The organism is Pseudomonas sp. T1.Ur (assembly GCF_023516725.1).
Classification (GTDB): domain Bacteria; phylum Pseudomonadota; class Gammaproteobacteria; order Pseudomonadales; family Pseudomonadaceae; genus Aquipseudomonas; species Aquipseudomonas alvandae.
In genome coordinates this window covers 3,785,927-3,811,875 of record NZ_JAMGSN010000001.1, presented here as the reverse complement: position 1 = coordinate 3,811,875, position 25,949 = coordinate 3,785,927, and the positions used below count along the sequence as shown (strand labels likewise).

At 62.1% G+C, this 25,949-nt stretch carries 24 protein-coding genes, 4 tRNA genes and 1 pseudogene; 23 read left to right on the top strand and 6 right to left on the bottom strand.

Going from position 1 to position 25,949, the window contains the following annotated elements:
* Window positions 1-37: 37 nt before the first annotated feature.
* Together M8Q45_RS16950 and M8Q45_RS16945 are read left to right on the top strand one after the other, a co-directional pair.
* Window positions 38-856 carry a DUF4892 domain-containing protein gene (locus M8Q45_RS16950; RefSeq protein ID WP_249875686.1) on the top strand — a complete coding sequence of 273 codons (819 nt, stop codon included), beginning with the start codon at window positions 38-40 and terminating at the stop codon, window positions 854-856.
* A gap of 62 nt (window positions 857-918) precedes the next feature.
* A complete protein-coding gene (locus M8Q45_RS16945; RefSeq protein ID WP_249875685.1) occupies window positions 919-1,956 on the top strand; it encodes an AI-2E family transporter in 1,038 nt (345 codons plus the stop codon).
* A gap of 291 nt (window positions 1,957-2,247) precedes the next feature.
* Here M8Q45_RS16945 and xopAW read toward each other — a convergent pair whose 3' ends face one another.
* The 3 genes from xopAW to M8Q45_RS16930 all read right to left on the bottom strand — a co-directional run bounded on the left by xopAW (window position 2,248) and on the right by M8Q45_RS16930 (window position 4,916).
* A complete protein-coding gene (gene xopAW / locus M8Q45_RS16940) occupies window positions 2,248-2,973 on the bottom strand; it encodes a XopAW family type III secretion system calcium-binding effector (protein WP_249875684.1) in 726 nt (241 codons plus the stop codon).
* A gap of 147 nt (window positions 2,974-3,120) precedes the next feature.
* Entirely contained in the window at window positions 3,121-4,158 is a 1,038-nt protein-coding gene (locus M8Q45_RS16935) for a sensor histidine kinase (RefSeq protein WP_249875683.1), read from the bottom strand.
* Entirely contained in the window at window positions 4,158-4,916 is a 759-nt protein-coding gene (locus M8Q45_RS16930; RefSeq protein WP_249875682.1) for a response regulator, read from the bottom strand. The genes M8Q45_RS16935 and M8Q45_RS16930 overlap by 1 nt, the downstream gene beginning before the upstream one ends.
* Window positions 4,917-5,187: 271 nt before the next feature.
* Here M8Q45_RS16930 and pyrF point away from each other — a divergent pair, with 271 nt between their 5' ends.
* Entirely contained in the window at window positions 5,188-5,886 is a 699-nt protein-coding gene (gene pyrF, locus M8Q45_RS16925; protein ID WP_249875681.1) for an orotidine-5'-phosphate decarboxylase, read from the top strand.
* Window positions 5,887-6,039: 153 nt separating this feature from the next.
* On the opposite strand, the gene M8Q45_RS16920 is transcribed toward pyrF, so the two are convergent.
* Window positions 6,040-7,044, bottom strand: a complete 1,005-nt coding sequence (locus M8Q45_RS16920) for an NADP-dependent oxidoreductase (RefSeq protein WP_249875680.1) — start codon at window positions 7,042-7,044, stop codon at window positions 6,040-6,042.
* Window positions 7,045-7,268: 224 nt separating this feature from the next.
* Here M8Q45_RS16920 and M8Q45_RS16915 point away from each other — a divergent pair, with 224 nt between their 5' ends.
* The 4 genes and pseudogenes from M8Q45_RS16915 to M8Q45_RS28655 all read left to right on the top strand — a co-directional run bounded on the left by M8Q45_RS16915 (window position 7,269) and on the right by M8Q45_RS28655 (window position 11,710).
* Window positions 7,269-8,030 (top strand): SDR family oxidoreductase, encoded by a 762-nt coding sequence (locus tag M8Q45_RS16915; RefSeq protein WP_249875679.1) that lies wholly within the window; start codon window positions 7,269-7,271, stop codon window positions 8,028-8,030.
* Window positions 8,031-8,238: 208 nt separating this feature from the next.
* Entirely contained in the window at window positions 8,239-9,633 is a 1,395-nt protein-coding gene (locus tag M8Q45_RS16910; protein WP_249875678.1) for an aminotransferase-like domain-containing protein, read from the top strand.
* Window positions 9,634-9,742: 109 nt separating this feature from the next.
* Window positions 9,743-10,801, top strand: a pseudogene (locus M8Q45_RS28660) (HAMP domain-containing protein); the annotation flags it as partial.
* Between the two features lie 27 nt (window positions 10,802-10,828).
* Window positions 10,829-11,710, top strand: a complete 882-nt coding sequence (locus tag M8Q45_RS28655) for a methyl-accepting chemotaxis protein (protein ID WP_431147395.1) — start codon at window positions 10,829-10,831, stop codon at window positions 11,708-11,710.
* Window positions 11,711-11,993: 283 nt separating this feature from the next.
* Here M8Q45_RS28655 and M8Q45_RS16900 read toward each other — a convergent pair whose 3' ends face one another.
* Window positions 11,994-12,752 carry a hypothetical protein gene (locus tag M8Q45_RS16900; protein WP_030138365.1) on the bottom strand — a complete coding sequence of 253 codons (759 nt, stop codon included), beginning with the start codon at window positions 12,750-12,752 and terminating at the stop codon, window positions 11,994-11,996.
* Between the two features lie 369 nt (window positions 12,753-13,121).
* Between M8Q45_RS16900 and M8Q45_RS16895 the strand changes: the two genes are divergently transcribed.
* The 4 genes from M8Q45_RS16895 to M8Q45_RS16880 all read left to right on the top strand — a co-directional run bounded on the left by M8Q45_RS16895 (window position 13,122) and on the right by M8Q45_RS16880 (window position 13,535).
* Window positions 13,122-13,197: transfer RNA gene (locus tag M8Q45_RS16895), tRNA-Glu, on the top strand.
* A 2-nt stretch (window positions 13,198-13,199) separates the two neighbouring features.
* Window positions 13,200-13,275: transfer RNA gene (locus M8Q45_RS16890), tRNA-Gly, on the top strand.
* Between the two features lie 105 nt (window positions 13,276-13,380).
* Window positions 13,381-13,456 (top strand) — tRNA-Glu (locus M8Q45_RS16885).
* A gap of 3 nt (window positions 13,457-13,459) precedes the next feature.
* Window positions 13,460-13,535 (top strand) — tRNA-Gly (locus M8Q45_RS16880).
* A gap of 56 nt (window positions 13,536-13,591) precedes the next feature.
* Here M8Q45_RS16880 and M8Q45_RS16875 read toward each other — a convergent pair.
* Window positions 13,592-14,452: a response regulator transcription factor gene (locus tag M8Q45_RS16875; protein ID WP_249875676.1), complete on the bottom strand. Its 861-nt coding sequence runs from the start codon at window positions 14,450-14,452 to the stop codon at window positions 13,592-13,594.
* Between the two features lie 300 nt (window positions 14,453-14,752).
* On the opposite strand from M8Q45_RS16875, the gene M8Q45_RS16870 reads away from it, so the two are divergent.
* From M8Q45_RS16870 to M8Q45_RS16815, 12 genes are all read left to right on the top strand, one after another.
* Window positions 14,753-14,944 carry a Flp family type IVb pilin gene (locus tag M8Q45_RS16870; RefSeq protein WP_030138367.1) on the top strand — a complete coding sequence of 64 codons (192 nt, stop codon included), beginning with the start codon at window positions 14,753-14,755 and terminating at the stop codon, window positions 14,942-14,944.
* Window positions 14,945-15,076: 132 nt separating this feature from the next.
* A complete protein-coding gene (locus M8Q45_RS16865; protein WP_030138368.1) occupies window positions 15,077-15,268 on the top strand; it encodes a Flp family type IVb pilin in 192 nt (63 codons plus the stop codon).
* 27 nt (window positions 15,269-15,295) lie between these two features.
* Window positions 15,296-15,826 (top strand): A24 family peptidase, encoded by a 531-nt coding sequence (locus M8Q45_RS16860; protein ID WP_249875675.1) that lies wholly within the window; start codon window positions 15,296-15,298, stop codon window positions 15,824-15,826.
* A 2-nt stretch (window positions 15,827-15,828) separates the two neighbouring features.
* Complete coding sequence (locus M8Q45_RS16855; protein WP_198798365.1) at window positions 15,829-17,157, top strand: DUF8689 domain-containing protein; 1,329 nt, start codon at window positions 15,829-15,831, stop codon at window positions 17,155-17,157.
* A gap of 15 nt (window positions 17,158-17,172) precedes the next feature.
* Entirely contained in the window at window positions 17,173-17,988 is an 816-nt protein-coding gene (cpaB, locus tag M8Q45_RS16850) for a Flp pilus assembly protein CpaB (protein ID WP_249875674.1), read from the top strand.
* Between the two features lie 69 nt (window positions 17,989-18,057).
* Window positions 18,058-19,395, top strand: a complete 1,338-nt coding sequence (locus M8Q45_RS16845) for a Tad domain-containing protein (protein ID WP_249875673.1) — start codon at window positions 18,058-18,060, stop codon at window positions 19,393-19,395.
* Window positions 19,396-19,403: 8 nt separating this feature from the next.
* Window positions 19,404-19,883, top strand: coding sequence for a TadE/TadG family type IV pilus assembly protein (locus tag M8Q45_RS16840; protein ID WP_030138423.1), 480 nt, complete (start codon window positions 19,404-19,406; stop codon window positions 19,881-19,883).
* Entirely contained in the window at window positions 19,883-20,377 is a 495-nt protein-coding gene (locus M8Q45_RS16835) for a TadE family protein (protein ID WP_249875672.1), read from the top strand. The genes M8Q45_RS16840 and M8Q45_RS16835 overlap by 1 nt, the downstream gene beginning before the upstream one ends.
* Window positions 20,371-21,591: an AAA family ATPase gene (locus M8Q45_RS16830; protein WP_249875671.1), complete on the top strand. Its 1,221-nt coding sequence runs from the start codon at window positions 20,371-20,373 to the stop codon at window positions 21,589-21,591. The genes M8Q45_RS16835 and M8Q45_RS16830 overlap by 7 nt, the downstream gene beginning before the upstream one ends.
* A gap of 3 nt (window positions 21,592-21,594) precedes the next feature.
* Window positions 21,595-23,037: a TadA family conjugal transfer-associated ATPase gene (locus M8Q45_RS16825; RefSeq protein ID WP_249875670.1), complete on the top strand. Its 1,443-nt coding sequence runs from the start codon at window positions 21,595-21,597 to the stop codon at window positions 23,035-23,037.
* Window positions 23,034-24,020, top strand: coding sequence for a type II secretion system F family protein (locus M8Q45_RS16820; RefSeq protein WP_249875669.1), 987 nt, complete (start codon window positions 23,034-23,036; stop codon window positions 24,018-24,020). Before M8Q45_RS16825 ends, M8Q45_RS16820 begins: the two co-directional genes overlap by 4 nt.
* Window positions 24,021-24,047: 27 nt before the next feature.
* Window positions 24,048-25,013, top strand: coding sequence for a type II secretion system F family protein (locus M8Q45_RS16815; RefSeq protein ID WP_249875668.1), 966 nt, complete (start codon window positions 24,048-24,050; stop codon window positions 25,011-25,013).
* Window positions 25,014-25,949: the final 936 nt, after the last annotated feature.

Genomic DNA, 25,949 nt, shown 5'->3' with positions numbered 1-25,949 from the left:
GCCTTTGCGTCGCGCTGATCCAGGCGAAGCCGATCCAATGAAATTCTCCATCCACTCATTTGTCCTGCTGGCGCTGGCCTGTTTCGCACCGACGGTGCTGGCCGCCGATGTGCCTGGCAGCCAGGACCTGGAGCGTCTGCCTCGCATGCCCGACGCGCAAATCGTCGACTATCGGCAAACCAGCGACCTGGAGCGGATCTACCCCATGGGTTCGATCCGCAAGATCAGCGGCCAGTTGCGTTTCGACGGACAAATCGATGCCCGGGGCAACGCCACCTCGGTGACCTACGAGCTGCCGCCCGAGCATTCCGCCACACAGGCTTTCACCGCTGCCCGCGAAGCGCTGCAGAAACAGGGCGCCGAGCTGCTGTTCTGGTGCCAGGCCCGCGACTGCGGCGAAAGCAGCCTGTGGGCCAACGAAGTGTTCGGCAATGCCAAGCTCTACGGCGCCGACAACGGCCAGGCCTATCTGCTGCTGCGCCTGGCGCCGCCGACGGACAACACGCTCATCGCGCTGTATGCCATCACCCGTGGCAATCGCAAGGCCTACCTGCACGTCGAGCAGTTCGAAGCCAATGCGCCGCTGGGCGATGTCTTGCCGACCTCGGCGACCCTGCTGCGCCAGCTCAAGGACACCGGCGTGCTGGACCTGCCGCGCCTGGCCGGTGAACCGGACGATACCTGGCTGCGCCTGCTGTCCCGGGCATTGAACCTGGACACTGGGCTGCGGGTCAGCATCGCCGGGCCGCAAGCCGAGGCGTGGCGACAGGCGCTGATCGGTCAGGGTGTGCGCGCCGCTCGAATGGAGGCGGCCAGCGCAGAGGCGGCGGGCCTGCATCTTGAGTTGTTGCGATAAACCGTTGCGGGGGCGGCGCTTGAGGCGGTTGCCCCGGTATCTTTTCATTTCCGAGACCTTTCATGCTCAATAACGATCGGCTGTTGGTGCAGATCCTGCTCCTGGTGTTGTTCGGCGCAAGCCTCTGGGTAATGGCACCGTTCTGGTCGGCGCTGTTCTGGGGCGCGGTGCTGGCGTTTGCCAGTTGGCCACTGATGCGCCTGCTGACCCGTTGGGTCAACGGGCGCGAATCCCTGGCGGCGGCCTTGCTGACGGTGGGCTGGATGTTGCTGGTGGCGGTGCCGCTGGTATGGCTGGGGTTCAACCTGGCCGATCATGTGCGCGACGCCACGGCGTTCATCCGGGATGCACAGGTCGACGGCTTGCCCGAGGCGCCCGGCTGGTTGGCCGGTGTGCCACTGGTGGGCGGGCGCCTGGTCGGCATCTGGAACAGCATCGACCAGCAGGGCGCGGCGATGATGGTGTCCATCAAGCCGTACCTGGGGCAGGTCGGTAATTGGTTGCTGGCCCGCAGCGCCCAGATCGGCGGTGGCATCCTCGAGCTGACCCTGAGCATCGTATTCGTCTTCTTTTTCTACCGTGACGGCCCGCGGCTGGCCGCGTTTGTCCAAGGACTGCTGGAACGGCTGATCGGCGACCGTGCCGGTTATTACGTCGAACTGGTGGCCGGGACGGTGCAACGGGTGGTCAATGGCGTGATCGGGACCGCGGCGGCCCAGGCGGTGCTGGCGTTGATCGGCTTCCTGATCGCCGGGGTCCCCGGAGCGCTGGTGCTGGGTATCGTCACCTTCCTGCTCAGCCTGATCCCGATGGGCCCGCCACTGGCCTGGATCCCCGCCACGGCGTGGCTGGTATGGAAAGGTGAATACGGGATGGCAGTGTTCCTGGGCATTTGGGGCACCTTCATCATCAGCGGCGTGGACAACGTGCTCAAGCCCTACCTGATCAGCCGTGGCGGAAACCTGCCGCTGGTGATCGTGTTGCTGGGGGTGTTCGGCGGGTTGATCGCGTTTGGCTTCATCGGTCTGTTCATCGGCCCGACCTTGCTGGCGGTGGCGTACAGCTTGCTGACGGATTGGAGCAAGAGCCAGGCGCGATAAAGGAAAGCCGTCCATCCGCTGGGGCCTGTAGGAGCTGCCGAGCGAAGCGAGGCTGCGATCTTTTGATCTTTCGCTTGGGATTCAAGCGTCTGGGGAAAGATCGCAGCCTCGCTTCGCTCGGCAGCTCCTACGGGCTCCGAAGCCTCGGGCCGCGTTCTGACGATCTTTTGATCTTTCGCTCCGGAGTGAAAAGATCGCAGCCTCGCTTCGCTCGGCAGCTCCTACGGGTCCAGCGGGAGCAAGCTCCCTTGCCACGAAAGCTGGCCAGCCTGGCTCCGGCTGGCCGGCGAATCAGGTCGCCACGTTCAGGTGTTTGCCCACGGTGGCGACGTTATCCAGCGAATACTGCCGGCTGAGGTTGGCAATCATTTTGTCCAACGCCTGGCTGGCATCGGTGCGCTCGGAGGCGCTGTCGTTTCGGCGTCCGGCCTGCAAGGCGCTGTCCAGTTCGCTGGCGCTGATGCTGGCGTCGCCATCGGTGTCGAGCTGGCTGGACAGCGTTTCACTGGAGGGCTGCCGGGAGGGCGGCGGTGCGAGGCTGGCGGTGAGCTCGTCGAGGCTGACTGTGCCGTCTTCATTCGCGTCCAGGGCAGAGAACACCTGGTCGCTGTCGGCGCTGCTGCCGGCGCTGGCGAGGCCGCTGCTCAGCTCGTCGCTGCTGATCACGCCATCGCCATCGGCGTCCAGGGCACTGAGCAACGCGTCAGCCAGTTCGGTATCCGGCGCCTGGTCCCGTGGCGGCGGAGGAGGCGGCGCCATAGCGGCCATTTCTTCACCGCTCAGGTCACCGCTGCCGTCACTGTCCAGGTCAGCAAAGTTGTCGCTCAGGCTGACGAGAATGCCATCGTCGCTTTTTTGCGACAGGGCCGTGCTCAACTCATCTTGACCGACCGAGCCGTCGCCATTGGTGTCGAGTTTGTCGAGCAATTGTTTTTGGAACTGTTGGCTGCGGGCATTGCTGGTCACGGTATTGCTGGTGCTGCTGTAGGTCGAGTAACCGCTGATGCTGCCGATCATGGGCATGCTCCTTGAGGTGTGATGACCGGTGGGCGCACCGGTTCATGCAGCCTCGACGGGGCAGTTGTCGTGGGTGTTTCGAGTGTGTACCGAAGAACATACACAGCAATCGAGCAATGCCGAAACCCACAGGGGAATCGAAGGGACTCAGAGGCGAGGCAAGCTGATCACCGCGGTCAATCCACCTCCCGGTGTCTCTTCCAGGCCCAAGTGCCCGCCCAGGCGCTCGGCGGCTTCCCGGGCGATGGTCATGCCCAGGCCGACGCCACCGGAGTTACGGTTGCGCGAGCCCTCCAGGCGAAAGAAGGGCTCGAATACCGCTTCGCGCTTGTCCACCGCGATGCCGGGGCCATGGTCAATCACTCGGATCAGCAATTGGTGCGGCTGGTCTTCCAGGACAATCGATGCATCGCCCGCATAGCGCAGGGCGTTGTCGATGAGGTTGTTGAGGCACGAACGCAGGGCCATCGGTTGCACCTGCATCGGCGCACAGGTGCCGCTGGCCTGCACGTTGGCGCCCTGGTCCTGGGCGTTTTCGCTCAATGACTCCACCAGGGCCTGCACGTCCATCCACTGCAACGCCTCGCTGGTGCGTTGTTCGTGCAGATAGGTCAGGGTCGCATCGAGCATGCCGATCATATCGTCCAGGTCCTGGCGCATCTGATCCTGCAACCGGCTGTCGTTGATCTGCTCCAGGCGCAGCTTGAGCCGCGACAGCGGGGTGCGCAGGTCATGGGATACCGCCCCCAGCATGCGCGAGCGCTGCTGCACCTGCTCGCGGATCCGTCGTTGCATCAGGTTGAAGGTATGGGCGGCTTGCCGGGCCTCCCGGGGACCCTTCTCGGCCAGCGGCGGGCTATCAAGGTCTTCGCTCAGCCGTTCGGCGGCGTCGCTCAGGCGTTGGATCGGCCGGGTCAACAGCTTGGCGCCGTACCAGGCGGCGACAATCAGGAACACAAACTGAAACGTCAGCGGCACCACGGGGCCGCCGAACCAGGGGCGTTGGCCTGGTGGCGGGCCGGAGCGCGGGGGCCCTGCGGTTTGATGGGAGAACGCCGGGGGCGGTCCGGGAGGTGGCTTGTCGTAATGAAAGAACCAGGCAAAGGCCAACAGATGCGCCAGGATGATCGCCAGCAGCAGCACGCCGAACAGGCGGCCGAACAGGGAATCGAAGCGCAGGCGCATCAGCCGATATCCCGCGCGTCGAACAGGTAGCCTTCACCGCGCACGGTCTTGATCAATTGCGGGGCCTTCGGATCGTCACCCAGTTTCTGGCGCAAGCGCGAGACCAACAGGTCTATGCTGCGGTCGAAGGCCTCGATGGAGCGACCGCGCGCGGCGTCCAGCAATTGTTCACGGCTGAGCACTCGGCGCGGTCGCTCGATGAACACCCACAGCAGGCGGAATTCGGCGTTGGACAGGGGCACCACCAATCCATTGGGGGAGACCAGTTGGCGCAGCACGCTGTTGAGTCGCCAGTTATCGAAGCGAATGTTGGCGCGCTGCTCGCTGCGGTCATCGCGCACGCGGCGCAGGATGGTCTGGATTCGCGCCACCAGTTCCCTGGGCTCGAAGGGCTTGGCCATGTAGTCGTCGGCGCCCAGTTCCAGGCCGATGATGCGGTCGGTGGGCTCGCAGCGGGCCGTCAGCATCAGGATGGGGATATCCGACTCGGCCCGCAGCCAGCGGCACAGTTGCAGACCGTCTTCGCCTGGTAACATCAGGTCCAGCACGACCACATCGAAATGCTCGGCCTGCATCGCCTGGCGCATGGCCGCGCCATCGGTCACGCCACTGGCGCGAATGCCGAAGCGGGCGAGGTAATCGATCAGCAGTTCGCGGATCGGTACGTCGTCATCGACGATCAGGGCGCGGGTGGTCCAGCGCCGATCATCGTCAGGCACTTTCTGATCGCCAGCATTTGCAATGGGGGTGTTCTGCATGAGTGCGTCATCTGCCAGTTGGGCTGCCGCATGGAGGGCGGCGAGGGCGTGGTTTGAGCATAAGCTTCGGACGGTGGGCCGTGAAGCGCTGGAATAACCGGTTGCGGCGGCGCAGGGTAGCGTCCTGCCGTATTGTGCGCGTGTCATGAATGTATCGACCCCGACACAAACGGCAGCAGGGCCGATTGATGATTTACCGATCATCGGGTCCCGCAAGGGCGCTGGTTCCGCTACAATGCGCGCCGATTTCGACTTGCCTGAGAGCCCGCTCATGTCCGCCTGCCAGACGCCTATTATCGTCGCCCTGGATTTCCCTACCCGTGACGCCGCCCTGAAGCTGGCCGACCAGTTGGACCCCAAGCTGTGCCGGGTCAAAGTCGGCAAGGAACTGTTCACCAGTTGCGCTTCGGAAATTGTCGGGACCCTGCGCGACAAGGGGTTCGAAGTGTTCCTGGACCTTAAATTCCATGACATCCCCAACACCACCGCCATGGCCGTCAAGGCGGCTGCGGAGATGGGCGTGTGGATGGTCAACGTGCATTGTTCCGGCGGCCTGCGCATGATGGCAGCCTGCCGTGAAGTGCTGGACCAGCGCAGCGGCCCGAAACCGCTGTTGATCGGCGTGACCGTGCTGACCAGCATGGAGCGCGAGGATCTGGCGGGGATTGGCCTGGACATCGAGCCTCAGGAGCAAGTGCTGCGTCTGGCGGCGCTGGCACAAAAGGCTGGCCTGGACGGCCTGGTCTGCTCGGCGCTGGAAGCCAGTGCCCTGAAAGCGGCGCACCCATCGCTGCAACTGGTGACACCGGGGATTCGTCCGGCAGGCAGCGCCCAGGACGACCAACGGCGCATCCTGACCCCGCGCCAGGCATTGGACGCGGGCTCCGATTACCTGGTGATCGGCCGTCCGATCAGCCAGGCTGCCGACCCGGCCCAGGCGCTGGCGGCGGTCGTGGCCGAACTGGCCTGACCGAGACGCTGTAAAACGTGTGGGAGCGAGCTTGCTCGCGATAGCGGTATCTCAGTCGATTCAAACGTGACTGATGAACCGCCATCGCGAGCAAGCTCGCTCCCACAGTCGTTTTATGTCAGGCCGTGGCATCAGCACTCACAGTGATGTGTGTCAGACCTTGAGCACGAGCTTCCCGAAATTCTCCCCGCTGAACAATTTGGTCAGCGTCTCGGGGAATGTTTCCAGCCCTTCGACAATGTCTTCCTTGCTCTTGAGTTGCCCCTTGGCCATCCAGCCGGCCATCTCCTGCCCGGCAGCGGCAAATTGCGAGGCGTAGTCCATGACCACGAACCCTTCCATGCGCGCGCGGTTGACCAACAGCGACAGGTAGTTGGCCGGGCCCTTCACCGCTTCCTTGTTGTTGTATTGGCTGATGGCGCCGCAGATCACCACCCGGGCCTTGAGATTCAGGCGGCTGAGCACGGCATCGAGGATATCGCCGCCGACGTTGTCGAAATACACGTCCACGCCTTTGGGGCACTCGCGCTTCAGACCGGCGTGGACGTCTTCACTTTTGTAGTCGATGGCCCCGTCGAAGCCCAGCTCATCGATCAGGAATTTGCATTTATCGGCGCCGCCGGCGATGCCGACCACGCGGCAGCCCTTGAGCTTGGCAATCTGCCCGGCAATGCTGCCCACGGCACCGGCGGCGCCTGAAAGCACCACGGTTTCGCCAGCCTTGGGTGCGCCGACATCCAGCAGGGCGAAATAAGCGGTCATGCCGGTCATGCCCAGTGCTGACAAATAACGTGGCAGCGGCGCCAGTTTCGGATCGACCTTGTAGAAACCTCGCGGCTCGCCGAGGAAATAATCCTGCACGCCCAGGGCGCCATTGACGTAGTCCCCCACCGCAAACCCTGGGTTATTCGACGCAATGACCTGACCGACGCCCAGAGCTCGCATGACTTCGCCGATACCAACCGGGGGAATGTAGGACTTGCCTTCGTTCATCCAGCCGCGCATGGCCGGGTCGAGGGACAGGTACTCGTTCTTGACCAGGATCTGGCCCGCCGCCGGTTCGCCAACCGGGACTTGTTGATAAGTGAACGTCTCGCGGGTCGCGGCACCCACCGGGCGTTTGGCGAGCAGGAATTGGCGGTTGGTCTGGGCGGTCATGGCAGGCACTCAAGATGAATGAAGCCTTGTTGATAGACCTTCGACGCGCTCATCGCAAGGTTTGCCGATCCAGCGAATGCAGGTTGATCCAAGCCAGTGATGGTGCAGTGGGTGGTGTTATCACGGGCGCTCATGCCGCGCCAACCGGCCACTGGATAGTGCTGCCGTGCCGTTGCGGTCGGTGGCTATAGTGCGGCGGTCAGTAATTCTTCGAGGCAGTGACAATGAGCATGACGTTTTCCGGGGAGGTTGCCGTGGTGACGGGCGGCGCGGCGGGTATTGGCCGCGCCACGGCCCAGGCGTTCGCAGCGCAAGGGCTCAAGGTCGTCGTTGCCGACCTGGACGTGGCGGGCGGCGAGGGTACGGTCCAGTCGATTCGCGAGGCGGGTGGCGACGCCATGTTCGTGCGCTGCAACGTGACGCTCGACGGTGACGTGCAAAACCTGATGAGTGAAGTGATCAATGCGTACGGGCGCCTTGATTACGCCTTCAACAATGCGGGCATCGAGATCGAGAAGGGCAAGCTGCCGGACGGCACCCTTGATGAGTTCGACGCGATCATGGGGGTCAACGTCAAAGGGGTATGGCTGTGCATGAAGTACCAGCTGCCATTGTTGTTGGCCCAGGGCGGAGGTGCCATCGTCAACACGGCTTCGGTGGCGGGGCTTGGGGCGGCACCGAAGATGAGCATCTACGCAGCGTCCAAGCATGCGGTGATCGGCCTGACAAAGTCGGCGGCCATCGAATATGCCAAGAAGAAAATCCGCGTGAACGCAGTGTGTCCGGCAGTGATCGACACCGATATGTTCCGTCGGGCCTATGAAGCGGACCCGAAAAAAGCCGATTTCGCCAACGCAATGCACCCGGTTGGGCGTATCGGCAAGGTTGAGGAAATCGCCAGTGCGGTGCTGTATTTGTGCAGCGATGGCGCGGCGTTCACCACTGGGCATTCGTTGGCGGTGGATGGCGGCGTGACGGCGTTCTGACGGTAGCGGTTACGATATTTGCAGGACGAAGCCCGCATTGACTGCGGGCTTTTTTTCTTTCGCGTCTGGAAGGTTCCCTGTTTGGGCCGTCAATGTATTTCAAGGAATGAGAATGGGGCATTTTTACAGGGTTGTCTTACACCGCCCGGCGTCGGCCTGTGCTTAACTGCTTCGGATCCAAAATAAATGCTTAGGAGCTGGATTACTCATGGAGCTGAGAATCGACCGGCAGGCCCTCGTGCCTGTCGTGCAGCAAATCGTCGATGCCCTGGTCAGTTGGGTTCGACAGGACACGGTGCAACCGGGGACGCGCCTGCCATCGGTCCGGCAGTTGGCGCGGGAAAACCTGCTTAGCCAGGCCAGTGTCCACGAAGCGTGTCAGCGCTTGGTCGCCCAGGGGTTGCTGGCGTCTCGTAACGGTTCGAGCTTTTTCGTCGCCGCCGCTCTTCCACCCAGGCACGGGGCCGCCGGAAGCGGCGGGCTGCAAGGCGCCCTTTTCGATCCCGACGCGGCAGAAGGTTCGCAGCGGGAGCTGAAGCTGGGCTGTGGCGGGCTGCCCGAAAGTTGGCGAGAGAGCGACGATCTGGGGTATGCGATCCGGCAGGTTAGCCGAACCGACATGGCGGGTTTGTTCAACTACAGTACCGCCCTCGGGTTGCCGGCACTGCGTCAGCAACTGTCCAGGCGGCTTAAGCAGTTCGATATCGAGGCTGATGAAAACCGGATCCTGACCACCTCGGGGGCGACCCATGGGCTGGACTTGATCGTGCGGACACTGTTGCCGCCGGGATGCTGTGTCGTGGTGGAGAGCCCCGGTTATTCAAAACTGTTCGACCTGCTCAGGCTGCACAGGATTGAGATGGTCGAATTGCCCAGGACGCCACGGGGCCCCGACGTCGATGCTTTCCAGTGTCTGCTGACGACTCATCGCCCCTGTGCTCTTTTCGTCAACAGTGCCTGCCATAACCCAACCGGCAGCAACCTGGCTCCGACCGTGGCCCAGCGGCTGATGGAGCTGGCGAAAGAGCATGCGTTGCTCGTCATCGAAGACGATGTCTATGCGGATTTCCAGAGTCCAACACGACCCCGGCTGGCGGCGCTGGACGCCGACGTGATTTATTTGGGCAGTTTTTCGAAGACCCTGAGCAGCTCGCTGCGAGTCGGTTTCGTGGTCGCGCCGCCGCCCATCATCGCGCGCCTGAGCGAAGTCAAGGAAGTCACCAGCATGGGCGCCTCGCGCTTCTGTGAATCGGTATTGGCCAATCTTCTGGCCAATGGCGCCTATCGCAAACTGGTCCAGCGTCAGCGCCAACGTCTGAGTACTGACATGACGGTGACGCTGCAGGCGCTGGAGGATGCCGACTGGAGCGTTTTCGGTAAGCCGGCCGGCGGGCTTTTCATCTGGGCACGTCCGCCGTTGCGTGACTATGCTGGGTTGCAGCGCTTGGCAGAGCGGTGCGGCATCCGGCTGTCGTCGCGCACCGCATTCAGCCCTCTGGGCCTGGACACTGACTGGCTGAGGATCAACGTGGCCTACGCCAGTGATCCCAAAGCCCTGGCGTTCTTCCGCGCTACGGCTCTGGATCGACCTCAAGTGTCCTGAAAACGACGCGGCTGTAGCTTTTTGCCATTATTCCGACGCCAGCATCTTGTGTTGCGGGGCGTCTCGTTGCGAATCTGCAATCAACACACACTGGCAGAGGACTGGCGCAATGATTTCGGCCGTGCAAGGACGTTTTGCCAACCTCGGTATGGCAAAGAAACTGGGTATCGGGTTTGTCCTGGTGCTGCTGCTCACCGCAGTGGTGGCGGCCATTGGCGTCTGGTCCCTGCAGACCATCAGTTATCGCTTCGATGGCCTGAAGCGGATGTCGTCCCTCAACAGCGGGCTGCTCAAGGTTCGCCTGCTGGAGCAGGAATACGCCTCGCGTTCCGACCCCAAGACAGCCGATGCGTTGCGTCAAGGCGTCGATGGGTTGATTGCGTTGGCGAACGAACTCAAGGGCCAGTCGGCGGCGAATGTGCCGGTGATGAATGACGTCGATCTGGCCCTGGCGGCCTACCGCAAGGCATTCGATGAGTTCGTCGAGCTGAGCCAGAGCAAGGACCTGGCGCTGGAGATGGCCAGTTGGTCGGTTTCCAGTGTCGCCAACAACCTGGACGTGTTGCAGGCCGGGCTAGCGGATGACGGCGCCTATACCTTGAAGGACTCCGAGGGCAAGGAGGGGGCTGAATTCATCGAGCAGGCCAACCAGGTCAGCGAAGTGTCGCGACTCATGCTGCAGTCGATGAACGAAGCGCGGGTTCGCCTGGACCAGAGTCGCAAGGGCAATGACGAGGCGGCCGGGCAAGGCAATATCGAACAGGCCGAGCAGGCCATGAAACTGGCTGAAGCGCTCAAGGGCGCCGTCAAGGATCCCGGCTACCAGACCGTGCTCAACGAAGTGGCCGGACACATCGGGGGCTTCAACCAGCAACTGGCCGAATACACCGGCCTTTTGGCCAAGGAAAAGATCGTCTACCAACAATTGCACGAGCGCGCCGACCAAGTCGTGGCGCGGGTTGATCAGGCGTACACCTCCGAAGACGCCGCCATGCAGGCGGAGCTGAAGAAAAACTCGTTGATGATCATCGGCTCGTCGGCCCTGGCCCTGCTGGTGGGGCTGGTTGCAGCCTGGGTCATCACCCGGTTGATCGTCTCGCCGTTGCGCAGTGTCATCCGCGTCGCCCAGCAAATTGCCGCCGGGGACCTGAGCGCGAAAGTCGACGTGACACGTCGGGACGAGATTGGGCAACTGATGCTCGCGATGCAACAGATGGGAGCGGGCTTGAGCAGCATCGTCAGCGGTTTGCAGGCGGGCATCGAGCAGTTGGCCAGTTCGGCCCAGTCACTGTCGTCCGTGACTGAGCAGACCAACTTGGAAGTCAGCAGCCAGAAAGAGGAAACCGAGCAGGTTGCCACGGCAATGAACCAGATGACCGCTACGGTGCACGACGTGGCCCGCAATGCCGAAGAGGCGGCGCAAGCGGCCCAGACGGCCGACGACAAGGTCGAAACGGGTCAGCAAGTGGTGCGCCAGAGCATGGTGCGCATCGAGCAACTGGCCGACTCGGCCACATCGGCCAGCACCAGCATCGAGAGCCTGAGCGCCGAAATACAGAACATCGGCACTGTCTTGAGCGTGATCAAGAGCGTGGCCGAGCAAACCAACCTGCTCGCCCTCAACGCCGCGATCGAGGCGGCTCGGGCAGGTGAGCAGGGCAGGGGATTTGCAGTAGTGGCCGATGAAGTCCGCGCCTTGGCGAGACGCACGCAACAGTCCACCGAAGAAATCGAGCGACTGGTGAGTGCGCTGCGTTCAGCGGCCCAGACCTCCGTACAGCAAATCCAGGCCAGTGGCGAACTGGTGAAAATGGCCGTCAGCGATGCGCTGCAGACCGAAAGCGCACTGGGCAGCATCGCGGCGGCCGTGTCATTGATCCAACAAATGAACCAGCAAATCGCAGCGGCCGCCGAACAACAGAGCTCAGTGGCTGAAGAAATCAACCGCAGTGTCACCAGCATCCGCGCCAGTGCGGATCAATCGTCCGTGGCCATGCAAGGCAATGCCGCGTCCAGCATTGAATTGGCGCAGTTGGGCGTTGAGTTGAAAGGGATGGTGGGGCATTTCAGGTTGTGAATGGCTGGGTTGCTGCTATCGCGAGCAAGCCCGCCCACATTGGAGGAGGAGTGTGCAGAGATCCATGTGGGAGCGAGCCTGCTCGCGAAGAGGTCAGTACACTCAGCCTCTTCATCGACTGCCATAGCGCCTTCGCGAGCAGGCTCGCTCCCACTGGGGATGTGCGGTGCGCACCCGGAACCCGGTCGGCCCGGATGCGCTTCAAAAGTGACCCGCTGGAAGAGCGGAACCGCCGCTAGCCATTACCGAAGAAACGGATATTCACGCAAAACCCAAACCCAACTCAGTCGTAAACCTTCTTCTTCTTCCACTCATCGTTCGCTTCGTCTTCCTTCAACCCTTCAGTCAACTGGTTCACCTCACCCTCCACAGGCTGGGTGCTGGCCAGGACCTGGGCATTGGCCCGAGCCAGAAGCTTCTCGAGATAAGCCAACTGCTCGGCATAAACCTGCGGCTCCTGCTGCTTGCGCAGATACTGCACGCCACGCTCGAACGCCAGGCGAGCCTGCCCGGGCTGTTCCTGCTGCAAGGCCTGCTGGCCGAGGTTGTTGAAGAACTCGATGTGCAGCAACACCAGGAGATGTCGCACTTCGCGAATCCAGCGCTTGGCCTCGTTAGGCGGCAGGAACCCGTCCTGGGCGGCGCGGGTGATCTGGCCGTGCAAGGCCTCGAGCAGGAACCGCACGTCCTTGGCCTTGGCTTCGGTCTGGATCGGTGCCGGCGGGTTGTTGACCGGAATCGACTCACCCTGGGCGGCCAGCGCAGACAGTTCGTCCAGGCGTGCCTTGACGGCGGCGTTGGACTTGTCGAGATTGAGCAAGCGCTGGCAGACGTTGAGCTCAAGGCGCGTCATCAGCAACTTCAGGGCCGGGGTCATCAACTGGCCAGGGAAGGTTTCGGTGAGCTCGCCACAACGACGCAGGCGGTCGTTGAGTTCAACCTTGGTGCGGGCCTTTTCCAGCTTGTTGTTTTCCACCACATGGTTCATGTAGCCAATGGCGATCAACAGTGCGATCCCGGCTACGACGAGCAGGGTGATCATGAGTGGTGTCACCGGTAAGACCTCTTTATTGGGGTACGCATGTCATGAGTGTAGTGGCTTGGCTTTTATGCGCATAGTTCCACGCCGCGCGATTAGACGGGCGTCATGCTGTTTATGGGCGTGCAGCGCCATGGATGCACATTGCCACTATTTGCCCGCCGAGACTATAACGTCTTGGCGGGCGACAGAATATAGACGCCAAGGACCGGACGGGTAAAATCCGCAGATCCCCCCAAATCGGGGGAAGTCATTGATTTAAATAAATTTATATCTGGGGGTTGACGACCCTCCAATCCATCCATAGAATGCGCGCCACTTACAGCGTAAAGCACTCAGCCAAACGCGATAAGCAGTGAATGTTGTACGTGTGTCCCCTTCGTCTAGTGGCCTAGGACACCGCCCTTTCACGGCGGTAACAGGGGTTCGAGTCCCCTAGGGGACGCCAATGCGGGAATAGCTCAGTTGGTAGAGCACGACCTTGCCAAGGTCGGGGTCGCGAGTTCGAGTCTCGTTTCCCGCTCCAATTTTAAACAGCGTTGCTTTCGGGCAGGGCTGAGTGAAGCCAGAGCCGACATCTTCGGATGCGGATTTGGGCACTGAAATACACACCATGTGTTTCAGTTAGTGTGTCCCCTTCGTCTAGTGGCCTAGGACACCGCCCTTTCACGGCGGTAACAGGGGTTCGAGTCCCCTAGGGGACGCCATTTGCGGGAATAGCTCAGTTGGTAGAGCACGACCTTGCCAAGGTCGGGGTCGCGAGTTCGAGTCTCGTTTCCCGCTCCAAATTCAAGAAAACGCCGCTCATTCGAGCGGCGTTTTTTTATGCGCGTAAAAAACCTTTAGCCCTCCAGGCTGTGCACCAGGCTTTCCAGCGCCTCCTCATCGGCAGGCGGCGGAGCAAGGTTCGAGCAGCGCACCTGGTATGCAAGCCGGTATTCGCTGGGCGTGCAGTTGGCGTACTGCTTGAAGGCGCGGGCGAAATAGGAAGGGTCCTTGAAACCGGCCTCGTAGCCGATGCTGGTGATGGGCATCTGGCTGTTGTCGAGCAAGTCCTTGGCAAAGCTCATGCGCTTGTTCAATACGTAATCGGTAAAGCCCAGCCCGTTGGCCTCCTTGAACACCCGGCTGAAGCGAAACGTGGTCATGCCGCAACGCTTGGCGAGGTCGCGCTGGTCGATGCTGTCGCGAAAGTGCTGGTCGATGTACAGCATGATGTGGCTGAGGGCCTGGTGTTTCTGGTGCCCGGAGGTCAGGCGGATGCTGTCCGGCAGGGTCGGGGAGTGATCGATCTGCGAGGTCGAGCCACGGCTGCCGGCCTGGCGGCGCAACTCGCACAACTGCGTCACTGCGGTCAGGTAACGCTTGCGCTCGGTGGCTGCCAGGGGAAGCACCATGTATTCCCAGACGCTCGAACGCATGGCCCAGACGGCCAGTTCTTCGGAGTGTTGCACGGTGAACATGGTGATGGGGATGGCCGGCACCGTGCGCTTGATGTCCAGCAACCGCCTCAGGCCCTGCGTATCCGGGCGATCGAAATGGATGCAGATCATGTCGGCCTGCACGCCACTGAGCAGCAAGGCGTTTTTCGCCACGGCGCAGTCGCACGCTTGCTCGAACTGGCTGATGAGTTCCTGGGTGGAATGATCATGAGTCAGATCAAACCATAACAGCTTTGGCTTGCCAGTCAGATTCGACGCCATAGGACGACTACTCGGTGGTTCTTCCTGCCCGTTAGCTAGCAGTATTGCCAATGTGCTATCAGTTTGCCGAATTAATTTTTATAAGCCGCTCATCCTTTAGTGCCGGGTCTCTGTAGGCGCCGTACCTGCGGTCCAAAACGCGAGGGAATTGTCTGCCTGGACAATTTCGCGGCTGGCGCAAAAAAATCCTAGCGATGTGCAAAATCCTCCTAACGACAATACCGGCCTCCTGACTAGGGTTGCATCAGGCAGTTCGAAATGTACTGCCTCTTTGAAAACAACCCCGATGAGGTGTGCGAAATGACTCTTCAAACTATCAAGGCTTCGGTACTGAAGTTCGCCAAAGATGAAGACGGCCTGACCATTGTGGAATACGCCGTTGCCGGCGGGTTGATCACCGTGGCCGTGGCCGCGATGTTCGTTTTGCTGGGCGGCGCCGTGAACACCCGGATTACCGCACTGTGCGCCGCCGTCAAGGGCGCTGCCTGCTGATGACCGTTAGGGGTGAGGCCCATCGAGGCGCCGGTTTCAGCTTTATTCGATAAAGCTGTGCAGTACCTGCTTAGTGGGCTTCGCGTTGTTTTCCGCAAGTCGTTTTATTACCGCTGAAGTGAGGTAAATAAGATGAAACTTCAAACAGTCAGAACTTCGATAGCCAAGTTCTTAAATGATGAAGACGGCCTGACCATTGTGGAATACGCGGTGGCCGGTGGGCTGGTAACGGTGGCGGTTGCCGCGATGTTCGTTCTCTTGGGCGGTGAGGTGAACACTCGAATCACTGCCCTCTGTGCCGCGGTTAAAGGCGCTGCCTGCTAACCATAACCACCCTTAGGGAGACGCATCATGTCCATGGAATTGCTGATGTCGACGGTACTGCTGCTAGGACTGCTGGGCGTGGCGGTGGTGAGCGATTTGCGTCGCCACCGCATCCCCAACACGCTGGTCCTGTTGGGCCTGGCCCTGGGATTGGCCAGCCAGGTCTATACCGGCGGGATCGGCGGCCTGGGCGACGGCCTGTTGGGCATGCTGATCTGTTTCGCGCTGTTCCTGCCCATGTACGCCGTAGGTGGCATGGCCGCTGGTGACGTCAAGCTGATGACCATGGTCGGCAGTTTCCTGCCCTTTCATTACGCACTGTGGGCGGCGCTGTTCAGCCTGATCGCCGGCGGTGTGTGCGGTTTCCTGATTGTCCTGGCCCGCGGCCAGTTGCTCCAGACCTTGCAGCGCTACTGGTTGAGCGTCCGCGCCCAGGCTTATCTGGCGCCGGCGTCGGATGAAGTGGCCGGCAAACCCTTTCCTTACTCGATTGCGATCCTGATCGGCACTTTGAACAGCGTTTACTGGCAGTTGGTTGCCGGTGGCTGGGGAGTCTAGTCATGCACGTCATCAACGATAGCGATGCCTACCCCAGCGAACGGGAAGCCGTGCAACGCCTGGCGCCTCAACCGAGCTCGATTCGCGACACCGGCCTGACTGACAGCTTCCTCGGCGAACTGGTGTGCAAACACCTGCATGACGCCGGCGTGCTGGACATGACGCGGCTGGTGGAACGCCTGGCCCTGACCGGCGCGGTGCTCGAAGAAGTGCTGGCGTTCCTGCGCAAGGACGGGCGGGTCGAAGTCCTTGGCCAGATGGGCCAGTCGGGTGGACAAACGCTGCGCTATGGCCTCACGGAGCGCGGCCGCAGTTCCGCCCGCGACGCCTTGGCTCGCAGCGGCTACATCGGCGCCGCGCCGTTTCCGGTCAGCACCTACCGCTCGCTGATCAAGATCCAGACCATCCACCACGGCCGCATCACCGCCAAGGACATGAACCAGGCCCTGGCCGGCATGGTGCTCAGCCAAGGCATGCTCGATCAACTCGGCGTCGCGCTCAACTCCGGCCGGGCGATCATGATCTACGGCCCGGCGGGCACCGGCAAAACCTACGTCAGCAGCCGGTTGATCCGGTTGTTCGCCGAGGCCATCTGGGTGCCTCATGCGATTGTGATCAACGAATCGGTGATCGAGATCTACGACCCGCAGGTGCATCAACGCCTGGATGACAGCAGCCAAACGAACAACCTGATGCTCAACGAAGGCATCGACCGTCGACTGTTGTGCTGCAAACGCCCGATCGTCATCACCGGCGGCGAGCTGAGCATGGAACAGCTGGACGTGCGCTACGACCCGTTTACCCGGCAATACCAGGCGGCCCTGCAACTCAAGGCCAGCAACGGTCTGTTCATCATCGACGACATGGGGCGCCAGCGCATGGCCCCGGCCGAGCTGCTCAATCGCTGGATCGTGCCGATGGAAGAAAAACGCGACTTCATCAACCTGGGCGGCGGGCGCCATTGCGAGCTGCCGTTCGACCTGGTGCTGGTGTTTTCCACCAACCTCAATCCCCTCGAACTGGCGGATGAGGCCTTCCTGCGGCGCATTGGCTACAAGGTCCAGTTCGGTTATCTCAAGCCCGACGAATACGAGCGCATCTGGCGCCAGGAGTGCGAACGCCTGGGCATCCCGTATGACCCGCTGCTGGTGCGCTATGTGCTACAGCGGCTGTATGCAAGCGAAGGCATGCCGCTGGTGCCTTGCCATCCCCGCGATCTGTTGAACATGGCGCTCGACCGCCAGCGTTACCTGGGCGGTTCCGGGCCCCTGTTGCCGCAAGAGCTGGAATGGGCCTGGCACAACTACTTCGTTCAGCTCGACTTCCTTTGATCTGGAGATACCGACATGAGCTCTCGTACGCTTCCGCTGATAGGCGTTTCCCTGGTAATGGGCCTTGGTGCCGCATGGATGGCTGACTCCTGGCTGAGCGCGCGACTCAACGCGACCCCCGATGATCACTTGCGAAGCGTCGTGGTTGCGACGGTGGAAATTCCCTTCGGGCAAATGGTCGAGGCCCAGCAGGTCACGACCGTGCGCATGCCCATGGACACCATTCCAGACGATGCGTTCGACAGCAGCGACAAGGCCGTGGGCAAGATCGCCACGTTCGACATCCTGCGCGGCGACATCGTGCGCGGTGCCCGTTTGAGCGAGCACCTGGGCGGCAGCACCCTGGCCTCGCTGATCGCGCCGGACAAACGGGCGATATCGGTGCGCGTGGATGATGTGGTCGGCGTCGGCGGATTCCTGTTGCCGGGCAACCGGGTCGATGTGCTGGCGACCAAGACCACCAACGCCGGCAGCAACAACGCGACGTCTCGAACCCTCCTCGAAAATCTTCGGGTGCTGGCGGTGGACCAGACCGCGGGCACGGACAAGACACAACCGGTGGTGGTGCGGGCCGTGACACTGGAGATGTCCGCCAGCGAGGCGGAACTGCTGGTCACCGCGCAGACCGAGGGCAAGCTGCAACTGGCCCTTCGCAACCCCCTGAACCTGGAGAAAAAAGCCGTGGCCGTCGCGCCGCCAGCCCCTGCGCCGGTCATGGCGGTGGCCGCTGCCCCGGTGCCAAGGCCAATGGTGCAACGCAGTGCCAAGCCCCAGGGCGGCGCGATCACGCTGATCCGTGGCGTTGAAAGCAGCGTCATCAATGTCCGCTGAATGACTTCCCCGTGCCAGGCCCCATAGGGCAGGGCGATACCGATCCTCAACGTTGTAGATGAGGGCTCGATGATGAATGCCAAGATCCGGCAGCCGTTGACGCTGCCACGACGCCAGGGAGGGGCGGTGAGTGTACTGATGGTGATCGCCATGGCGGCCATCGCCATGACGGCGGCGTTGGCCCTGGACGGCGGGCATATGCTGCTGAACAAGACCCGCCTGCAAAACGCGGTGGATGCCGCGGCCCTGGGGGGCGCCAAGACCCTGAGCCAGGTGAAAGGCAGCATGAACATGGCCAGCACGACCCGCACGGCGGCCCTCGACACGCTGAGCAGAAATGCCGGCGCCGCGGGCAACACGGAACTGGCCACCGCCGTCGCTGGCAATCCGGGCACGTTTGCCGTGGTTGAATTGTCCAGCAGCGTCTACGGCCCATTCTCATACCCCGGCCCCAGCGACGCCAAGTACGTGCGGGTGTCGGTGGCCAACTATCAACTCAATGGTTTTTTCTGGAGCTTCGTCCAATCGATGGGCAGCGGCAGCCTGGGCAACAAAGCCGTGGCGGCCATCGCCACCGCCGGCCCTAGCCCCACGTCGCCTTGTGACGTCGCGCCGCTGATGGTCTGTGGCGATCCTGGCCAATATGACCCCTCCGCCGGGAATTTCTGGAGCTATCACTTCGGCGACCTGGTGGTGCTCAAGACCGCAGCGGGAAACACCTCCCCCATCGGGCCGGGCAATTTCCAACTCCTCGATTTCGGTTCCGGCGGCAGTTCGGTGCGTGAGGACCTGGCGGGTGGCGGTTCGGTCTGCCGTGCGGTCGGGGACAATGTCCAGACTTCCCCCGGCAACACGGTCGGCCCGGCGTCCCAAGGCTTGAACACACGCTTTGGCATCTACAACGGCCCGGTCAGTGCTTCCAACTATCCACCGGACCTGGTCACCTCTTCGAGCTCGCCAGCGATGGTCTACAACGACACGCTCTCCCAGGCTCAATACAAAGGCCAGCCCGTCACATCGAGTGGCGGCGATCTTTCGGCGGGCGGCGAGGCGATAGCGGACTACAACGATTGGCGCACGCAGGTCGCCGCCTGCGTGGGCGGGAGCGGCAGTGGCTGCCAAAGCAACGGCGTCTTCGAGCGCCGGATGCTGAAGATCGTGGTGGGCAACTGCACCGGCAAACAGGGCGGCTCAAGCACCATTCCCGTGTTGGGTTTCGGCTGCTATTTCGTCGTGCAGCCCATGAACGGCGGCGGTACCCAGTCGCAGATCTTCGGCCAGTTCGTCCACGAATGCGAAGGTGACAACGTGCCTGGCCCGACACCCAGCAGCGACGCCGGTCCGCAGATCATCCAGCTCTACAAAACCTACATCAATGGCAGCGGCACGCCGAGCACAGACTCGTAGGAGGCGTCATGAAACTTGCCCCGTTCAAATCACCCCGGGCCCAGCAAGGCGTCGCGCTGGTGGAGTTCACCCTGGTACTGCCGGTGTTGCTGCTGCTGTTGCTCGCCTTCGGCGAGTTCGGTCGCATGCTGTACCAATACAATGTGCTGTTGCAGGCCAGCCGCGATGCCGACCGCTTCGTCGCCAGCCAGGCCTGGAATTCCACCCTTGGCGCGGTTTCCCTGAGCAGCACGCTGCAGACCCAGACGAAAAACGTCGCGGTGTATGGCGTGCCCAGCGCGTCCGGGACTGCCGTGGTGTCGGGCCTGACCACGGCGAACGTACAGGTTGTCGCGGAGGGCACCAGCCATGTGCGCGTCACCATCACCTACACCTTCTGCCCGGTGATTGGCGCGGGCAGTTGCAGCGGATCGATCCCCGGCTTTTTCGGCAGCGCCATTGCGCTGGGCATCCCGCTGGTGGCGACCACCGTCATGAGGGCGCTGTGATGAATCGCAAGCAGATGCAGGGCACCTATATCGTCGAGTTCGCCTTCGTTGGCCTGCTGGTGTTCACCCTGCTGTTCGGTGTGCTGGAAATGGGCCGGTTGTATTTCACCGTCAACGCCCTGGATGAAGCCGCGCGGCGTGGAGCGCGCCTGGCGGCGGTGTGCAACATCAGCGATCCGGTGATCCTGCGCCGGGCGATTTTCAATGCCGCGACGGATTCAGGCACCAGCCAACTGATCAGCAGCCTGGCCACCTCGAACCTGGTGCTGACTTACCTGGACGTCGACGGAGCGGTGGTGGCCAACCCCGGCGATACCTCTGGCAGTACGGGCTTCCGGGCCATCCGCTACGTCCGGCTGAGCCTGCAGAATTTCGTTTTCAACCTGTTCATTCCCGGACTGGGCGTGCCCATTACCTTGCCCACCTTCAGGGCAACCTTGCCACGCGAAAGCCTAGGGCGTCATTCCGATTCAGGGGAGATCACACCATGCTGAACACCCGGGAAACTCCGCTCACAAGCGCCACCGGCAAGGTCGGGCTGCGCATATTGATCAGCAGCCGCGATGCAGCGTCCCTGCGCGACCTGCAGTGCGTCTGCCAGCGCATGCCCGGCCTTGAAGTGAGCACGCGCCTGGTCAGCAACGGCCATGTCGATCCGCTCTACGGCCTCGACCGGATGCCCGATCTGCTGCTGTTGCGGGTCAGCCATCTGTGGCGCGAGGAGCTGTCGGCGCTGCTGCAGCGTCCGGCCCATGAACGCCCGCCGATGCTGGTGTGCGGTTTGTTGGGCGAGCAGGAAGGCATGCGCCTGGCGATGCAGGCCGGTGCGCGAGACGTGCTGCCCGAACCTTTCGCCGATACCGAACTGGTGGCGGCCCTGAATCGCCTGGTGGCGGAAGTACGCCTCGGCAATGGGAACGAAGGCAAGTTGATCGCGGTGATCAGCGCCAAGGGCGGTTCCGGCGGCACGCTGGTGGCGTGCAACCTGGCCCAGCAACTCAGCGCCCGCTCAGGCAATACCTTGTTGCTGGACATGGACCTGCAGTTCGGCAGCGTGACCCATTACCTGGACGTGGCGCAGTCCCACAGCCACCTGGAAGTGCTGCAACAAGTCGAGGACATGGACAGCGTGGCATTGCGAGGCTTTTGCAGCCACTTCAGTCCGAGCCTGCACGTGCTGGGTGGCCGCGCCGGCGAATTGTGCCTGCCCCAGGATGCCCAGCCGGAACAGCTCGACGCGCTCTTGCAACTGGCCCGCACCAGCTACGACTGGGTGGTGGTGGACTTGCCCCGGCAGATCGATCACCTGACTGGTTCGGTCCTTGAGCAGGTGGACCGGGTCTACGTGGTGGTGCAACAGAGCGTCAGCCACCTGCGTGACGCCAGCGCCCTGGTGCGGATCCTTCGCGAAGACCTCGGCGTACGCGGCGACCAGTTGCAAATCGTGGTCAACCGCTACGACAAGACCGCCGCAGTCAGTCTCAAGGACATCGGCGAGGCCCTGCGTTGCCCGAACATTTCGAAACTGCCCAATGACTTCAACCTGGTCAGCCAGAGTCAGAACACTGGTGTGCCATTGGGGCTGCATGCGCCAAAGGCGGCCATCACCGCCGCGTTGCGCGATTTGACCGAAGACCTGGTCGGTCACCAGATGGCGGCAGGCAAAGGCCTGCTCAAACGCGCCTTCAACCGTTTCTTCGGGGGATGACCCATGATCAGCGACTTCCGCAACCGCTTGCGCAAACAGCCCGGCAAAACCGGTGCTTCAATGGCCGCCCAACAGGGTGACGGCCAGCCAGATTCGGCCGAAGAGTTGATGGCCTGGGAGCACGCCGTTCCCGATGTGCCTTATGAAACCCGCACCCAGGTCACGCCGGTGGAAGCCGAGTGGCGAGAAAAGATCTATCAGCAGTTGCTCAAGGTGATGGACCTGTCCTTGCTCGATGCCCTCGAACAAGCCGAGGCCACGCGGCAGATCCGCGATATTTGCCAGCGCTTGCTTGAAGAACATTCGGCGCCGGTGAGTACAGTCAGCCGGCAGTTGATCATCAAGCAGATCACCGATGAAGTGTTGGGGCTTGGCCCGTTGGAACCGCTGCTGGCCGACCACAGCGTGTCCGACATCCTGGTCAACGGTTTCGCCTCGGTCTATGTCGAACGCTTCGGCAAGCTGCAACGCACCGACGTGCGCTTCCGGGATGACCAGCATTTGCTGAACATCATCGACCGCATTGTTTCCAGCCTGGGGCGGCGCATCGATGAGTCCTCGCCGTTGGTGGACGCCCGGCTCAAGGACGGTTCGCGGGTCAACGCGATCATCCCGCCGCTGGCCATCGACGGCCCGAGCATGTCGATCCGGCGTTTTGCCGTGGACCTGCTCAACACCGACAGCCTGATCCAGGTGGGCACCATGACACCGGCCATTGCCTTGCTGCTCAAGGCCATTGTCCGCGGGCGCTTGAACGTGTTGATCTCCGGCGGCACCGGCAGCGGCAAGACCACCATGCTCAACGTGCTGTCGAGTTTCATCCCGCATAACGAACGGATCGTCACCATCGAGGATTCGGCCGAACTGCAACTGCAACAACCTCACGTGGTGCGCCTGGAAACCCGGCCCTCGAACATCGAGGGGCGCGGCGAGGTGAGCCAGCGCGAACTGGTGCGCAACAGCCTGCGGATGCGCCCGGACCGCATTGTCATCGGCGAGGTGCGTGGCGCCGAAGCGCTGGACATGCTCACGGCGATGAACACCGGCCACGACGGTTCGCTGACCACCATTCACGCCAACACCGCCCGCGATGCGTTGGGTCGTGTCGAGAATATGGTGTCGATGACCGGGGCGACCTTTCCGATCAAGGCCATGCGTCAACAAATTGCCTCGGCCATCGATGTGGTGATCCAGTTGGAGCGTCAAGAAGACGGCAAGCGTCGCGTCACCAGCATGCAAGAGATCAACGGCATGGAAGGGGAGGTCATCACCATGACCGAAATCTTCTCCTTTGCGCGCCACGGCATCGGTGAGCACGGCGAGGTTCTCGGTGAATACAAACCCAGTGGCATGATCCCGGCCTTTCGCGATGTATTGGCCAAGCGCGGCATCGAGTTGCCACTGAGTATGTTCCGGCCTGAATGGATGGAGGGCCGGCAGTCATGAAAGGGATCCCGGGCGAATTCATCCTGATTTTCCTTGGCATGGTATTCATTGCGGTGTTCCTGCTGTCCCAGGGCGTCGTGGTGCCGGTGTTCGGCGAGGCCGGGAAAATGCGCAAGCGCATTCGCGGTCGCTTGCACGTCCTGGAGAAAGCCAACCACCTGCCAAACATGCAGACCGTACTGCGGCAGAAATACCTGACGCGCCTGTCGCCCCTGGAAGCCCGGCTGGAACAGCTGCCGTTCATGGCCAACCTGACTCAGTTGATCGAGCAGGCCGGCCATGAGTACCGCGCCTATCGGGTGATGTTGCTTGGCCTGGCCATTGGCGCGGCGGTGGGTGCCTTGGTGTTGATGGTCTGGCCGATCTGGTGGGTCGCGCTGTTGGTGGCGTTTGCCGTGGCCTGGCTGCCGGTGCTGAAAATCCTGCGCGATCGCAACAAGCGTTTTGCCGCGTTCGAGGAAGGTTTGCCGGACGCCCTGGACGCCATGTGCCGGGCCTTGCGCGCCGGCCATCCCTTCAACGAAACCCTGCGCCTGGTCGCCGAGGAGCATAAGGGGCCGGTGGCCCAGGAATTCGGCATGACCTTCTCCGACATCAACTATGGCAACGACGTGCGCAGGGCCATGCTCGGCTTGCTGGAGCGCATGCCGAGCATGACCGTGATGATGCTGGTGACGTCGATCCTGATCCACCGCGAGACCGGCGGGAACCTGACCGAAGTGCTGGAACGCCTGAGCCGGTTGATTCGCGGGCGTTTCCGTTTCCAGCGCAAGGTCCGGACACTGTCGGCCGAAGGGCGCATGTCCGCCTGGGTGCTGGTGGCGATTCCTTTCGTGCTGGCGATCGCCATCGTGGTGACCAGCCCCAGTTACATGCCGGTACTGGTCAATGACCCCATCGGCCACAAGCTGATTTTCGGCGCGTTCTGCGCCATGTTGGTGGGGATTTTCTGGATCCGGAAGATCATTCGGATCCAGGTTTAAACGCTGTTGCGCCCAGAGGTATCGGTCATGGACTTTTTGCTCGGGTTGTTCAGTCGATTCACCGGGAACGAGGAGCTTGCGCGCCTGCTGTTCGTCACCGTGATTGGCGTCAGTACGGTGTTGGCGGCCGGTGCCGTGCTGTTGATGATGCTGGGCCTGCAAGACCCGGTGCAGCGTCGGCTGGCGTTGATCAAGCGCGGTTACGCCAGCGGCGCGGCGGGGCAGGAGGCGCCCGGTAACTTGCAACTGTTACTGGAACGGGTCGGCCAGCGCTTCGCCTCGGCCGACACGGCCCAGACGTCCGCGACCCAGACGTTGCTGACCCATGCCGGTTATCGATCCGCTTCGGCGGTGCAGATGTATTGGGCGGTGCGCCTGATGCTGCCCCTGGTGATGATCGGCGTTGCCTTGTTGTTGCTGCCGATGGTCAAGGTCTCACTGGCCATCGGCCTGCTGGCGGTGCTCCTTATGGCGGGTATTGGTTGGCTGGTGCCGGCGCTCTATGTCGGCAAGCGCAAGAACGCACGGCAAGGTCGGCTGCGGGCCGCATTTCCGGATGCGCTGGACTTGATGGTGGTCTGCGTCGAATCGGGCCTGGCCCTGCCAACCACCATCGAACGGGTGGCGGAAGAAATGTCCGTCAGCCAGGTCGAGCTGGCCGAGGAGCTGGCGCTGGTCAACGCGCAGATCCGCGCGGGCATCACCAGCACCGAGGCGCTCAAGCAACTGGCCGTGCGCACCGGCCTGGAGGACATCCAGGGCTTGGTCAGCCTGTTGGCGCAAAGTATCCGTTTCGGCACCAGCGTGGCCGATACCCTGCGCATCTACGCCGATGAGTTCCGCGACCGGCGTACCCAGGCCGCTGAAGAAATGGGCGCCAAAATTGGCACCAAACTGATCTTCCCACTGATCTTCTGCCTATGGCCAAGCTTCTTCCTGGTCGCCATCGGCCCCGCCATGATCGGCGTGTTCAGGGCTTTCGGGAATATGTAGCAAGGCCGGATTGCCGAATACCCTGTGGGAGCGAGCCTGCTCGCGAAAGCGGTGTGACAGTCAATGAAGATGTTGACTGTGGTTCCGCCTTCGCGAGCAAGCTCGCTCCCACAGGGTTTTGTGTTGATGCTGTGCCGCATGTCCGCCGCAGATCCAATGTGGGAGCGAGCTTGCTCGCGAAAGCGGTGGGTCAGTCAACGCAGGTGTTGGCTGTGGTTCCGCCTTCGCGAGCAGGCTCGCTCCCACAGGTTTTTGTGTTGATGCCTGTGCCGCATGTCCGCCGCGGATCCAGTGTGGGAGCGAGCTTGCTCGCGAAAGCGGTGGGTCAGTCAATGCAGGTGTTGGCTGTGATACCGCCTTCGCGAGCAAGCTCGCTCCCACAGGGTTTTGTGTTGTTGCCTGTGCCGCATGTCCGCCCCGGATCCAGTGTGGGAGCGAGCTTGCTCGCGAAAGCGGTGGGTCAGTCAATGAAGATGTTGACTGTGGTTCCGCCTTCGCGAGCAAGCTCGCTCCCACAGGGTTTTGTGTTGATGCCTGTGCCGCATGTCCGCCGCGGATCCAGTATGGGAGCGAGCCTGCTCGCGAAAGCGGTGGGTCAGTCAATGCAGGTGTTGGCTGTGGTTCCGCCTTCGCGAGCAAGCTCGCTCCCACAGGGTTTGTGTTGATGCCTGTGCCGCATATCCGCCGCGGATCCAGTGTGGGAGCGAGCTTGCTCGCGAAAGCGGTGGGTCAGTCAACGCAGGTGTTGGCTGTGGTTCCGCCTTCGCGAGCAGGCTCGCTCCCACAGGGTTTTGTGTTGTTGCATGTGCCGCATGTCCGCCCCGGATCCAGTGTGGGAGCGAGCTTGCTCGCGAAAGCGGTGGGTCAGTCAACGCAGGTGTTGGCTGTGGTTCCGCCTTCGCGAGCAAGCTCGCTCCCACAGGGTTTTGTGTTGTT